At 41.5% G+C, this 14,701-nt stretch carries 12 protein-coding genes and 1 pseudogene; 7 read left to right on the plus strand and 6 right to left on the minus strand.

Going from position 1 to position 14,701, the window contains the following annotated elements:
- The first annotated feature begins 353 nt into the window (after positions 1-353).
- The 7 genes from KUV50_RS03460 to KUV50_RS03490 are packed head-to-tail and all read left to right on the plus strand — an operon-like array spanning position 354 to position 7,852.
- A complete protein-coding gene (locus KUV50_RS03460; RefSeq protein ID WP_222578700.1) occupies positions 354-1,808 on the plus strand; it encodes a class I SAM-dependent methyltransferase in 1,455 nt (484 codons plus the stop codon).
- Positions 1,809-3,362, plus strand: coding sequence for a PP2C family protein-serine/threonine phosphatase (locus tag KUV50_RS19560; RefSeq protein ID WP_222578701.1), 1,554 nt, complete (start codon positions 1,809-1,811; stop codon positions 3,360-3,362).
- A gap of 53 nt (positions 3,363-3,415) precedes the next feature.
- Positions 3,416-3,967 carry a DUF6272 family protein gene (locus KUV50_RS03470; RefSeq protein WP_222578702.1) on the plus strand — a complete coding sequence of 184 codons (552 nt, stop codon included), beginning with the start codon at positions 3,416-3,418 and terminating at the stop codon, positions 3,965-3,967.
- Positions 3,968-3,971: 4 nt separating this feature from the next.
- Positions 3,972-4,316, plus strand: a complete 345-nt coding sequence (locus KUV50_RS03475) for a slr1659 superfamily regulator (RefSeq protein WP_222578703.1) — start codon at positions 3,972-3,974, stop codon at positions 4,314-4,316.
- Between the two features lie 9 nt (positions 4,317-4,325).
- Positions 4,326-5,315, plus strand: coding sequence for an adenylate/guanylate cyclase domain-containing protein (locus tag KUV50_RS03480; protein WP_222578704.1), 990 nt, complete (start codon positions 4,326-4,328; stop codon positions 5,313-5,315).
- Between the two features lie 37 nt (positions 5,316-5,352).
- Positions 5,353-7,218 carry a cyclic nucleotide-binding and patatin-like phospholipase domain-containing protein gene (locus KUV50_RS03485; protein WP_222578705.1) on the plus strand — a complete coding sequence of 622 codons (1,866 nt, stop codon included), beginning with the start codon at positions 5,353-5,355 and terminating at the stop codon, positions 7,216-7,218.
- A gap of 25 nt (positions 7,219-7,243) precedes the next feature.
- A complete protein-coding gene (locus tag KUV50_RS03490) occupies positions 7,244-7,852 on the plus strand; it encodes an HD domain-containing protein (RefSeq protein WP_222578706.1) in 609 nt (202 codons plus the stop codon).
- Positions 7,853-7,870: 18 nt separating this feature from the next.
- Here KUV50_RS03490 and KUV50_RS03495 read toward each other — a convergent pair whose 3' ends face one another.
- The 6 genes and pseudogenes from KUV50_RS03495 to KUV50_RS03520 form a co-directional block, all read right to left on the minus strand.
- Entirely contained in the window at positions 7,871-9,076 is a 1,206-nt protein-coding gene (locus tag KUV50_RS03495) for a class I SAM-dependent rRNA methyltransferase (RefSeq protein WP_222578707.1), read from the minus strand.
- A 69-nt stretch (positions 9,077-9,145) separates the two neighbouring features.
- Positions 9,146-9,550: a carboxymuconolactone decarboxylase family protein gene (locus KUV50_RS03500; RefSeq protein WP_222578708.1), complete on the minus strand. Its 405-nt coding sequence runs from the start codon at positions 9,548-9,550 to the stop codon at positions 9,146-9,148.
- Positions 9,551-9,851: 301 nt separating this feature from the next.
- Positions 9,852-10,982 carry a zinc-dependent alcohol dehydrogenase family protein gene (locus tag KUV50_RS03505; protein ID WP_222578709.1) on the minus strand — a complete coding sequence of 377 codons (1,131 nt, stop codon included), beginning with the start codon at positions 10,980-10,982 and terminating at the stop codon, positions 9,852-9,854.
- 61 nt (positions 10,983-11,043) lie between these two features.
- Positions 11,044-11,235 (minus strand): annotated as a pseudogene (locus tag KUV50_RS03510) (hypothetical protein); the annotation flags it as partial.
- 59 nt (positions 11,236-11,294) lie between these two features.
- Complete coding sequence (locus KUV50_RS03515) at positions 11,295-12,689, minus strand: GntP family permease (protein WP_222578711.1); 1,395 nt, start codon at positions 12,687-12,689, stop codon at positions 11,295-11,297.
- Between the two features lie 12 nt (positions 12,690-12,701).
- A complete protein-coding gene (locus KUV50_RS03520) occupies positions 12,702-14,693 on the minus strand; it encodes a polysaccharide deacetylase family protein (protein ID WP_222578712.1) in 1,992 nt (663 codons plus the stop codon).
- Positions 14,694-14,701 lie beyond the last annotated feature (8 nt).

The following is a 14,701-nucleotide window of genomic DNA, read 5'->3' on the forward strand; positions in this document are numbered from 1 at the left end:
AGTCTTCTTCTTAACATAGACTTTGCCTCCATATCCATGCCCAAAAATTAGAATAGATAAATATCCGGGTTTTAACCAGTAAAATTTGTGGTATGGAAATTGCCATTTTACACACCATTAAAAATATTGGAACCAACTGTTAAAACCCCGGATAAACAAAGATTTTTAAAGTTGGTCGTTAAATTATAAACTTATGTGGATATTCAAACAAAGAAATGTTATAAAACGAGATAAGGTTAGTTTTTGGAATCTGAAAGTTTGGGTTGATGCAAACCAGATAAAATTAAAATTTAGTAGTACAATCTTAAGATAATTTTTTATGTTTGACCATCGGTAAATATGTTCCCTTTAATATGCAGCAAAAAAAAGTAACTCCTTGGGTTTCAAAGCTTACTTTAAGTTGGTTAAATTTCGATACGTTCCAGAATGAGATTCGCAATCTCAGGAAGGCTGTTTTTGTTGAAGAACAGGGAATCGGAGAATTCATGATTGACTCGCCTGGTGATCCCACAGGTTTGCACCTGGGGCTTTTTGATGGTGATCTTCTGGTAGCGTGTGTGAGTATATATCCTTACGAAAACAACCATGAATTTATTCGATCGACGGTCCAATTGGATTTTAATCAGCCATATGGTTTGCAATTTTCCCGAAGAGTAGAACTGGCAGCATATCGTTCTAAGAAACTATCCTCACTGATGCTGGCTCATGGAATGCACAGTACCTGTGAATATTTCCAACCAGATTGTGTTTTTGCCACTTTGGTAGATCGACACAAAGTTCTTCGTAATTTTTATATTTCAACGTACAAATTCAATAGATGTCTGGAGTTTTCGAATGATGAAGGAGACGGTTTGCTTCTAGTGATGGACAGACAAAGTACGATCGATGAGGTGGCCGAACAGCTAAAGGCGGAAAGCGTCAATTTATCCGAACGACTGGATATTGAGTTACCTGATCTAAATAAACATATTTCACAACACAGTTCTCTTGAAAAATATTGGAGTATAAAAGGTGATCTGGTGAACAGGTATCTAAGTCCACTTTCTCTTCAGGATGAATTACCACGATTGTCTGCACAGGCCAGGATGCTTTTTAAATCCCAAAAAGAGATTTGGGATGCCTTACTTGCAGAGTACAACGATCATCAAACCATTCTGGATCTTGGGTGTGGCCCTGGAATTTATATGGCGCAGTTAAATAAACTAGATAAAATGAATGGGCGCCAATTAATGGGGATGGACATCAGTAATGAATTGATCACTTACGCCCGGTTTTCCCATTCAGACCTTGACTGGAAGATTGGCAGCGTATACAATACAAAGTTGGAATCAGACTCTGTAGATATTATTCATTGTAGCTTTCTTTTTATCCATTTGATTAATCCACTCTGGGCTTTACAAGAGATTTATAGAATATTGGCACCAGGCGGGTTGTTGTATATCTCAGATGTCAATGATAGTACCTTTAAGGGACCGAAGCAGATCCAAGATTTGATTGAATCTCATAGTGAGATATATGAAGGTAATCGGGAAGTCATGTCGAGCATCGAAGAATTGACGGACAAAGTAGGGCTAAAGCTTATCATGAATGACCGGTTGCTGGTCGATAATACGGGCACAGACCAAAGTGCCGAATTGGATGGCAGGCACTTCCGGTTGGGAAAATGGGCGATGTGGGCGATGTTTTCTTTTATGGGGCAACGAGAGGAAGTCCGGGAGCAATTTGAGCAAGCGGATGTTTATTATTTTGATTATGACTCCACTATTTCCATAGAAATACACACCAAAATCTTTAAAAAGGAACAGTAAGTGCAAAAAGAAGAACCCAAAATGGATGTATTGCAGGAAGCCAGTCGCATGCTTTCTGAACCAAGCCGAAATACAAAGCGAAAAATATTGACGGGCTTTAACTTTGTCTTTATTCTTGCTTTGTTATTGCATTTGGTCATCCAGTTGGTGGAATTTGGTAGCTTGCCGGATCCGGCGCGCGATCTTGTTTTATTTCCAATTATTATATTGATCAATTCGATATCCGCTATTTATAATGTTCCAATTTTGTTGGGGAGGCGAAAGTCTGTTCCATGGATGAATCGATTTTCTGCCTGGACTACGATTGGCATTTCCTTGTTGTTGGCGATCCTCATTGTTCACACGAATATCAATATTGCTACAAGTATTCTTATCGATTTCGGGTATTCAGTGATTATGATATTTATCGTAGGAACGGTGATTGGTCGCAAGGCAGCCATTGTATGGTTTGGTATAGCCACAGTAAGCCTGTTTGTTGCATATCAAAATGTGGGTGAAGATTTTGTCTATTATTTGATGACCAATGAAGAGGTCCAGGTATTTGAAGATTCTCTGGCAGCTGGCAATCAGGAAGCCATTGACCGGGTAGAAAAATTGAATGCACATAACCTCGCCCCCGTCCCGGTAAAACTTTTTGCAGCGATTTGGTTCATTTTTATGACCACACTTGTGCTTGCGGTTTATTTTGAGTCCAATATGATTTCTAAGGTTTTGGGTGCTATCCCGGCGGTAATACGAAGAATTTCGATAGCATCTGAAGAAAAGAACAAATTAGAGCACGAGAATATGAGGATGGGGATGGAGCTGGATGTGGCGCATCAAATTCAGAAAACTCTGTTACCCAAGCACGAAGAATGGGATGAGGTGAATTATCTGAACATTTCTGCGCGGATGGATCCGGCAAATGAAGTCGGTGGTGATTTTTATGAAGTTCTTCCTCAAGACGATCGTTCGGTCGTCGTGGCTATAGGAGACGTCACTGACCATGGTTTGCAATCAGGTCTGGTTATGCTGATGGTGCAAAGTACGATTCGTACGATTTTGGATAAAGATGGTGATCAAACCACGCTAATGAATGCGATGAATAGAATCAATACCATCATGTACAGAAATATTCGAAATCGGATGCATGATTACCGAAACCTGACCATGAGTCTGGCACACGTTACCAGGAATAGTGTCACGCTATGTGGTCAACATGAAAATCTTCTTCGCTACAATGCCCGCTCCGGATCAGTGGAAGTGATTCCAACCGATGACCTGGGAATTTACGTAGGATTGATCGAAGACATAAAACCACATGTTAGTGAACTGACGGTTGATTTTTTTGAAAACGATGTGTTGCTTTTTTACACCGACGGACTGACCGAATCTGAGAATCAAAGCGGTCAGTTTTTCGGAGAAGACCGTTTAATTCAATTACTCAAACGGCATTCCACGGAAGAAGCTAACGATATAGTTGAGATAATCTATGATGACGTTTATCAATTTATCGGAGACACACCAATACTGGATGATATTACCTTAATGATTATAAAAAATAAAAGCGTATGAAGCTCAAATATTCAAGCTCAAATTATTCTCTAATTTTTCTAAAACTGTAATATATGCTTGTTGACACGATTGGAGATTTTGATATAATACCAGATTCGATGCCAGCTGAGGGCGACGTGTCACTGACCGTTCGACCGATCGATCTGATTGCATATTGGAGGAGGTGTGGGATTATGGCGGATTTTGCAGCCGCTTTTTATGCGTGTGCACATGATCAACCCAATGTAGAAGAAAACACTATTTCAACTATATTTAATGAGTTAATCGAAAACGCCACCAAATATTCTGTGAAACGGAATGCCGAGGTGATGATACATATGATGTTATACGACACAGTATTGAAGATTGAGATAGTGAACCACACCCCTGAAGCACATTTTCATAAACTTAAAAAACACCTGACCAAGCTGACCAAATCAGCCGATCTTGATGAGTTGTATATCCGGACCATGGCGGAAAAGTCAGAAAATGCTACGGACTCTGGTATAGGCTTATTACTTTTGATCAAGGACTATAAGTTGAAAATTGGTGCACAATTTAAGAAGTGCGAACAAACTGGGGATTGCAAAGTGATTATACAAACCTATTACTACATTGAACAATAAAGATATGGATACTTTAAACGCAGGAGATGCAATAATAACTTATAATGAATCCGAATCCAAGATGGTATTCGAGGGTTCTATGCGATTAGCCAATATGAAAGAATATGACGTGGTGTCTTCGTTCTTAAGAAAATCTATTGATGACACAGACGATCCTGTTGTACTGGATCTGAGATTACTTCAATTTCTTAATAGTTCCGGAATAACCACTTTGAGTCTTTTTATATTGAGCTGTAAAAAAGCCGGAAAGCCTCAGATAAAAGTGTTGGGAAGTGAGTCTATATCGTGGCAACAAAAGTCAATTTCAAATTTTAAAAAACTTTGGAACGACGTAGAAATCGTCATATAAACCTGAACCGTGCTATCTAAGGATTCGCAAAATACTGATACTGAAAATGATACCACCTCCTGGGAAAGGGAAAGGAAAGGAATGGAGGAGGAAATTCATGATTTGAAAATTCTGTACGAAACGATTGCGGAACACAGCAGCGCGATAGAGAATGAACTTGATGATAAAAATAGAGAAGTTTCTGCCCTGATTCAACAGCTAAAAAAGTATCTTTCTCCACAACTGTATAAACTAATCGTGGGCAAACCCGGCAATATATCGCTGGACTACAGAAGAGAATTTTTGACAATATTTTTCTCAGATATCATGAATTTTACGGAGATATCTGACCGTACTGATCCGGAGGTTTTGTCTGACATTCTCAATGAATACTTGAATGATATGGCACAGATCGCTCTGGCGCACGGTGGAACCGTTGATAAGTTTATGGGCGATGCAATCATGGTGTTTTTTGGTGCACCTGAACACACCGATGATAAAAACCATGCCCGAGATTGCTGTAAAATGGCCTTGGAAATGCAGCAAAAAATTCGTCACATAGACCACGAATGGATGCAACGCGGAATACCTCAGGGACTGAAAGTACGAATGGGGATCCACAGTGGGTATTGCACGGTCGGCAATTTCGGAGCCGAAAACAGAATGGATTACACCATTATCGGTGGTAATGTAAATATCGCAAGCCGGTTGGAATCATTAGCTACACCACAAAGTATATTTATCAGTTCCATAACCCGGAATCTTTTGACAAATGACTTTATTGCCGAATTTGACCAAATGCTTCAGGTCAAGGGTATTCATTATCCGGTGGAAGTATTTCGTCTTTTGGGCCATCGAGAAGATGTCCATACGGTTGACAATCCGTACCTGGTAAAGCACAAAGACGGCTTTGTACTAAACGAAATTGAATTTGATCATAAAAAGACTTCTTCTGGTGAAATTAGCCGCATTAAAGAAGCTCTGCATAATGTGCTGTCTATTATTGATAAATCCCACTAAATTATTATTTTAAATAAAAATTACACATCTTTCAATAATGGATCATTATACTCAAATTCCCCCGATCACCAGCGACCAAGACTATGTTCGTAGTATTGTCACAAAGATATTTGGCGAATTATCGGATTCACAATTTGATGCATTATTTCCTTTATTTGACTGGATACAAATCAAAGCCGGGCAACAATTAATCTTCCAAGATGAGGAATCCAATGAGATCTTTTTCCTGGTCTATGGTCGTTTAACAGCTATCTATGAAAAAACGCTGGGAGATTCCGTTATATTGGGAGATATTCATCCGGGACAGGCAGTAGGTGAAAGTGGGGTGATTGCTGAGCAGCCCCGCACAGCGCATGTATTTGCTGCCCGGGATTCCATATTAATCCGACTGTCCAAAGACATGCTATACACACTGGGACATAAATATCCCAGTCTGATATTGAACTTATCTAAAACTATTATTCGCAGAACACAACAAAATACACGAAGTCGGGATATCCGGCAACCCAAAAGCCTGGTATTTGTAGCCAATAACAAATCAGCTTTAACTGCCAAGTTCATGCGTGAATTGTTGGCGCAACTTAATCAGTATGGCCAGATTCGTTTTTTTGACCAGAAGACCATACTGCAAAATATGGGTATCGCCACCGATAAGCGTTCGAGTATAAAAGCGGGTAATACCATGAACATCCGCATGCAAAAGATTTTGGATGAAGTGGAAAGCTCGTCGGATTTTGTAGTTTACTTTGCGACAGAAGACGAACATTTCTGGATGAACAAAGTCATCGCTCAGGCTGATGTCTTTTATATATTAAAAGAATTCTCTGAGCCAGAAGAATTGACTACGACAGAAATTACGCTGTTTAGCGATCACCTGAAATATAAATTAACAAAGAAGAATTTAATCCTCTTACACCCGGATGGGAACAAACTTCCTCATAATACAGCCCGGTTTTTAAAGAATCGGAATTTGGAACTACACCACCACATTCGGATGGATCGGACCAGTGATATTGCACGGCTTGGACGCTTTATCACGGGAAACGCTATTGGGATAGCATTTGCCGGCGGCGGGGCAAAGGGTCTTGCCCATGTTGGGATAATGCTCAGCTTGCGGGAAAAAGGAATCCCGATTGACTTCTTTTCTGGAACCAGTATTGGAACTTTTGTCACCGCATTTGGTGCCCTGGACATTCCTAGTAGCTCATTGTTGGATAAATGTAGGAAACTGGCAGAAAAAGCTCCGACCAAACGGAAGAATATGAATCTGGCCCCTTTGATTTCTTTGATTAAAGGCAAGCATATTGATCAGTTTATTGATGAAGCTTATGCTGGTTTTAATGTGGAAGATGCTTGGATCAATAGTGCGTATGTAGCCTGTGATCTCACCCAAAAAAAGAAGGTCACTATTCGTTCTGGCCCGATGAATGAAGCCATCAGAGCAAGCATATCACTACCGGGAATTTTTCCACCGGCAGTCCGTGGTAATTCACTTTACGTGGATGGCGGACTTTTGGAAAATCTACCCATAGAATCACTTTTGGATTTTCCCCTGGGAAAAGCTATTGCCGTGACACTGCATTCCACCAAAAAATATCACCTGGGCTACGATGTAGTACCCGGACCCTGGGAATATTTAAAGGATCGATTGCTTGGCAAAAGGAGTCTAAAAGTGCCTACCATAACAACCATTATAATGGAGTCCATGGTTTTGGCCAGTTATACAAAATATGAAAAAGCAACTGAAATAGCCAATCTTCATCTGCATCCTCCGGTTGGAAAGATAGGAATGCTTGATTGGAAGCATTTTGATGAGATGGTTGAAATTGGAAAAGAATATACCGATCAAAAATTAACACCGGAAGTTAAAGAGCAGTTGCTTCCTAAGGTGATAAACACCTGATGCATGACTAATTCATACAAAACGAATGAGTGAAAACAATGGTGACTTATTTCCTGAATTGAAACAAGCGGTTTTTCAAATGATGGAGAATAATCTCATGAAAGGGGTGTACTATCATGACGTTGCACACACGAGGCTTGTCCTGCATGCCGTTGAATGGCTGTCTCAATATGAGAAATTGACGTCTGCAGATAATCGATTGATAAAGATTGCTGCACTTTTTCATGATATCGGTTTTATTGAGCAATATGACGACCATGAAGAGAGCAGTTGTCGGATTGCGGAAAAAATTTTGGTGAACCAACCATATTCTAAACATGAAATCCAACACATTCTACGACTGATCCGAGCTACAAAACTACCTCATGAACCCCTTGATTTAATGGAAATGATAATGTGCGATGCTGATCTTTGTTATCTAGGTGGTGAAGATTATTTTTCGATAAGTTCTCAATTGCGGAAAGAGCTTATCTATTATAACAAATTGGGATCTGATCCCGGGGCGTGGGACAAATTCCAATTGCAGTTTTTGGAATCACATTCTTATTTTACAGATACCGCAAAACAGATCCTGGAACCGATAAAGAAAAAGCATATGTCCATCCTCAGACAGCGGATTGGGTTGGAAGGATAGTACTCAGGGGCGCTGATTTTAAAATTTTCGCTGGTAGATAAGCGTTTTTAGGTACAACCCTTCCGGGTATGTCACCGGATGGTCCAGATCATGCAATACGACCTTGATTCGACCCCATTCCGGCGTAGTTTTTGAATAAAAAGCATTTTCATGGACGGATTTCAATTCCTCGAGACTTATTCTGCTCGAACACGAGCCAAGAATTAAATATCCTTTTGGAGCTGTTAAGGCCGCCCCCCATCTGGCCAATCGTTCGTACTGTTTTAACGCCGATGGCACATGACCGGACTGATTTGCAAACGAAGGTGGATCAATGATGACGATGTCATATCTCAATTTTTTCTGGTATAATTCAGCCATTTTATCAAACGCATCGCCGGTTATAGGAGTCCATTTTTCATCGTCAAGCTCATTGAGCTGAATGTTTTGTCTGGCTGCAGCCATGGCATGGGAACTAATATCGATCGATGTAAGGGTGCTAGCGTTACCTTTCAGTGCATGGATACCAAAACCTCCCACATAGCTAAAAACATCCAATACTTTTTTGTTGTTGGAATGTTTTTGAACCCAGTATCGATTGGGACGTTGATCCAAAAAGAATCCGGTTTTATGACCAGAAACGGGGTCTGCAAAGAAGGAAACCCCGTATTCTTCAAACCGAACTTTATTTTCTTTCAAATCAGACCCAATGATTTGTCCTTCATTATACGGTAAATTACCATGCAGGGACAGCTTTCTGCTTAATCTAAAAACCACACGATCCAGTGTGAATACATCTCGAAGTATATCGACTATGCCTTCCAGATATGGAGTCCATATTTCTGAATAAATTTTTAGAACACCTGTTTTGTTATACACATCAAGAATCAGTCCGGGGAAGCCGTCGTTTTCCCCGTGGATTGCCCGGTAGCCACTAACGTTTTCCAACAGCGGTAACCTTTTTCCAAAAGCAGTCTGAATCCGCTTATGCCAGAATGCCCTGTTGATGGTAACGCTGGTGCCTTGGTGAATTATTTTAATGCGGATCACTTCACCCGGATCCCACAATCCAAACGCAAATGGCTTGTTGGTTCGCTGATCGAATAGAACACATAAACTCCCTGGAGGAGAAGTATCCTTCGGAGATTTGACAACGCTTCGTTCATAAACCCATGGATGTCCTTCTTTGACAGCTTTTTGAGCGTGCCTATTTATTTTGATGGCGATCGTGGCCGGAATGTCCATGGACTTAAGATTAATGGTTGGGCATCGCACTGCCCTGTATAAAATTAGAGAAAATACTCATGGACACACCTATTTGCCTACTTCCACGCCCCGATTTTTGAATACATCTTTGGCTATATTAAGTGCATTTAAAACCCTGGGAAATCCGGTATACGGAAGGAGGTGGATGATGGCGTCAACAATTTTTTTGGGCGGAATACCAACAGTTAATCCAGTATTGACGTGTAGTCGGAGTTGGGGCTCCAGACCTTGTGTAACCAATGAGGATATTGTCATTAATGTCTTTTCTTCGTGTGTCAGTCCTGATCTCGAATAAATATCCCCAAAAGCAAATTCTACAATGTAATCCTCCAGATCCTCATCCAGATCCATTAGTGCTTCAAAGGTGATCGAATAGGCCGGGTTCTCGGATTTATCTTCATATTCTCTGATAATCTCCATCCCTTTTTGAAAACGCTTTGATTTTTTCTCCATGGTTTTTAATATACTATAAATTATAATTCAAATTGCTACAGAATTCAGCCCTCTTAATGTTTCGAAATTTATTGTTCATATCGTTTACATCCGATGGACTACATAATTAATGATCATCCGTAAAATTTGTTTGAAATAATCAAAAATAGAGGTGTTAAAGAATGAAGGTATCGTGTCATTCTACAAAAAATTATATGATGTGGATTGATCGGAATGCTCCCCTCTGTGGAGGCCAATGGCAATATGGCAAATACAGGAGTATGGCTGAGCAAAATCGGTCCTATCCCTATTTCTTTTGCCGTTAATCAAACAAAATAATTTGCCTTACTGCCTTACCATTGGCTAACCGCTCAAAGCCTTTATTGACCTCCTCCAAAGATATTTTATGGGAGATTAATTGTTCCACCGGTAAACGCCCAGCTTTAAAAAGCTCCAGATAGTGTGGAATATCCCGATCCGGAACGCAGCTCCCCAGATAACTGCCTTTTATGTTTTTCTCCTGGCCCACCAATTCAACCGGCGAAAGGTGCAGTCGGGCGTCCGGATGAGGCAATGCCGCTGTAACGGTTGTACCGCCTCTTTTTGTGGCCCGAAAAGCAAATTCCAACGCAGGAATAACCCCGGCAAATTCCAAAGATACATCCACTCCCCCATTCGTAGATTCCTTCAATTCTGCCATAGCACCGGGGGAGGATGAATCAATAACTGAATCAGCTCCGATCTGCAAAGCCATTTCTCTCTTTTTCTGATTTATGTCAGCCCCAATTACCTTTCGGGCTCCTGCTGCCCTGGCACCCAGGATGGCTGATAATCCTACGCCTCCCAAACCAACGACAAGCACGCTGTCTCCTAATCTTACCTGAGCGGTATTCACAGCAGCGCCGACTCCGGTCATTACAGCGCAGCCAAAAAGCGCTGCAATATCAAACGGAATACTAGTATCAATTTTGACCAATGAATGAATTGAAGCAACCGAATAATCAGAAAATACTGAAACCCCCATGTGGTGATTATAATATCGGTCTTGTTTCCTTATTCGTCGATGCCCACTCAGTAGGACCCCTTTCGTATTGGCAACGGCACCAGGTTCACATAACGCTGCCTTACCTACCTTGCAATACGAGCAGTGCCCACAAGAAGGAAGAAAAGCAAATACGACATGATCGCCCACTTCCAACCGATCTACACCTGCACCCAACTTCACGACCTCCCCCGCCGCTTCGTGACCCAATACCATAGGTAGTGGTCGGGGTCTGTTCCCATTTATCACCGAAAGATCTGAATGACATAAACCGGCCGCTTTTATTTTGACCAACACTTCCTCAAAACCCGGATCGTCTATTTCAACTTCCTCAATGTGGAGTGGTTTGGTTGTGCCGTATGGCCTGGGCATCCCCATTTCATGTAAAACTGCTGCCTTTGATCGTACCACGGTATTCAAATTTTGTGCTTAATAAGCCTTTTAATAACAAATGGTTAATATAGTGTAAGCATTAGAAATCCTTCGTCTCATTTTGAAAAAACATTTTCTTGCCGAAAATTAAGAATGTCAGAATAATCCCGGCTCCAAATGCCCAGGTCGCACCTTTCACGACCAGAATTGCCGCTATAACCCCGGCTATTCCCAGATCTTTTTGATTTTGGGACTCCAGAATGCCAATGCCCACGCTGACATATCCATTTACTCATTAAAAAGACAGGTTTTGGTGAAGAAGGATAGGCTGTTATATAACTCGATCTTCATCTATACCCAGCCGGTGAGATAATACACCCCGATCACAAAAAATACAATAATTACTTTGAGAATTGTAAAAAAGAAAATATCCCGATACGACTCCTTATGGGTTAAACCAGTCACAGCCAACAGTGTTATGACTGCTCCATTGTGCGGCAGCGTATCCATGCCCCCACTGGCCATGGAAGCAATCCGATGCAATACTTCGTGAGATATTCCGGCTTCTGCTGCCATTGCAATATATTTCTCACTCATCGTAGCCAGCGAAATACTCAGTCCACCAGAAGCTGACCCGGTGATCCCGGCTAACGTAGTTGTTGTAATCGCTTCATTCACCAAAGGATTTTTAAATACGGTGGACATACCCTCACTAACCACTTTGAAGCCAGGTAACGCGGCAATCACACCACCGAATCCATATTCCGAAGCGGTATTTAACGTAGCCAGCAAAGCGCCTCCCACGGAAATATTTATCCCGGTAACCAACTTTTTACGGACCGTGTTAAATGAAAATACTAGTACGGTTAGTATTCCTAAAATTAAACCGCCAGATACTGCCCAAATACCAGCTAATGATGACACTTGAAGCGGGTTTACATTGGATACCCCGGCCGTGGAAAAATCAAAGACATCACCATAGTAGCTGTCAAATAACAGACCAAACAATTTGTTTCCCACTGCAACAAACAGCAATGGCAAGACAGCCAGATAAATAGAAGGGGTGGATTCATAAGTTGCAATCACTGGTTCATTTTTATGGTTTTGGCCATAACGTTCCCCCTTTCGTTTAGCTGTGCGCATTCGACGATTCAGATAAAATATGCCAATGGCAAAAGTCAGTAAACCGCCTATGATCCCCAGAATCGGAGCAGCCCAGGCATCGGTTCCAAAAAAAGCTGTTGGAATAATGTTTTGGATCTGAGGTGTTCCCGGAAAGGAATCCATGGTAAAGGTAAAAGCACCCAATGCAATGGCACCGGGTATCAGTCTTTTCGGTATTTGGACCGTCTTAAAAAGATCTGCTGCAAAAGGATACAATGCGAATACAACTACAAAAAGCGATACGCCACCGTATGTCAATATCGCACCCACCAACACGATAGCTACTATCGCATGTTCTTCACCCAACCAATGGATGATGGACCGGGTGATCGATCTGGCATAACCTGATAATTCAATCAATTTACCAAATATGGCGCCCAATAGAAAGACCGGTAGGTACAATCGGACAAATCCGGCTAACTTCTCCATAAATATCCCGGTAAAAAAGGCGGGAACCCATTCCGGGTTGTATAAAAGAACTCCAAGCATAGCAGCGATGGGTGCAAAAATAATCACGCTGGCTCCACGATACGCCATCAGCATAAGAAATACCAGAGGTAATAAAATGAAAAGGATTTCCATTTAATTTAAGGATTATTTTAATGTTGCAGATATGATTCCCACCTTGCTCTTCCAGATGTAAAACCGATTCTCCTTTATGGTAATTCCCTCGTAATATCTGCCAGATGAATCGTACTTTCCAAGGGCTGATAATTGACCGTTGGGTAATACGCAAAAAGCAAACACAAAGCCATTGTGATCGGTGGCAATAATCTTACCGTTATATACTGTAGCATCCTGCCAATCATAGCTGCCTTTTTGGCTTTGATGTGAATAAACAGTTTCAATAAAATCAAAATGTTGATCAAACGAAAACCATGATTTGGGTTCTGCATCATCACCGACAGCAGTTTCTCCAACATAGTATTTATTTCCAAGTCGAACTATTGCATTGACGCCATGTCTGGTATGCTTTGAAATATCAATGGTTTCCGTGATTTGGAGTGTATTCTTATTGATTCGAGACACGAAAGCATCTCCGCCTGTTTCATATTGACCACTACAAGTCAGGATTTCGTCCGCATCATAATCAAAAAATAAGCCACCGATTTTATCCGGATAGGTCGCTGATTTGATGAGATCAAAGTTACTCATTTTTCGTTTTTCAATGGTATGATGGTCGGGTGAGACATAGTAATATACCCCATCGTTTGTGATGCCCTGATTTTTAGGCACAGGTTCAAATGCGGTTTTGATTTCAGTTAAACCATCAAATGACTTGTTGGCACACATACCCCTGTTTTTCAACGATGTGCGACTTAATGGCGGGCGGTTATTAACAGTCCCGGATAGTGGTGTCAATCGTATTTGACGCAGATCCAGCAGTGCTCCCGTCTCAAATTCTTCAGAAGGTCTAAATGTGATCTTCTGGTAGCCTTTTTCTAAATAAATCTGGCCAATGTATTCCTTTTTAAAAGTTTCCCAGGAACCCGATCTTTTCACTTTTCCCCGTAGTTGTTCATCTTCAGTCTCCAGTATAAATTCTTTTCCTGCCTCTTTATCAGAAACCGACCACTCCATCTGTACTCTGTATAGTCCTGAAACGTCGGCATCTACCTCCCACTCTACTTTGTCTTTGCCGGTAAACCATCCGAAGGCTTCCCACGCCGGCATATATTGGATCTCAGGTCCAACCGCTTTCGCATGGATCGCATCCAATACCAATTCGCCATAACCTCCAGCATACGTAATCCGCGGTATATTGATCGAATCCAGAAATTCCTGGCGCTTCTCAAGTACATATTCTGCAATGGTACCAACCGGCGCAATCCAGATTCCATTTGCCGGATCTTTGGCATATTCACATAATTTTCGGAGCATGGATAAATATGTCGTTTGATTCCCTGAATCACCCGTTTCATGTCCCGCCAATATCAGCCATTGGCCTTTTTTGGTGGCGGATTCAATCAACGGCAAAATCTCATCAAATTCAGCATTGTCCATTTTCATTCCCGTCAATGCAGCCATATCGCAATACCATGGATCGACCGGTGCTTCGCTCAACCAAAGACGACCCGTCACAAACATTTCAGAAATCAAAGAAATAAAACTTTGAGAAGTCATTCCTCGCCCTATCGTGGTCTGACCACACGGGTAAGCATACGATACCGGCTTTACACCTAGTAACTCTTCAATAGCATGATTGGCCTCGGTGAGTTCATCCCGCATTTTATCTGTGGTATAATCTTCCAAAGGTCGTGCCCATCCAAAATTGCCACTGCATGGATGGTGATACGAATGATTTGCCATTTCATGACCTTCCTTTACGGCAGCCCGCCAACCTGCAAGGTTGGTTTTAACGCGTTCCGGTAAGACATAAAATGTAGCGTCCACATCGTATTCATCTAACAAAGGGATTCCATGGATGGGATTACTGGTACGGGCATCATCAAAAGTCAGGCTAATGGCCATCTTCTTCCCTTCCGGCCACGGAAATTCGGGCGTCTGGGAAGTTGCCGGGTAAGGTAAAAACCCGATTATAAACAGACCTAATAAAACTCTTAAGAAAATGGACGAATTTGTCATATCGATTA

This window comes from Membranihabitans marinus (assembly GCF_019802045.1).
Lineage (GTDB): Bacteria > Bacteroidota > Bacteroidia > Chitinophagales > Saprospiraceae > Membranihabitans > Membranihabitans marinus_A.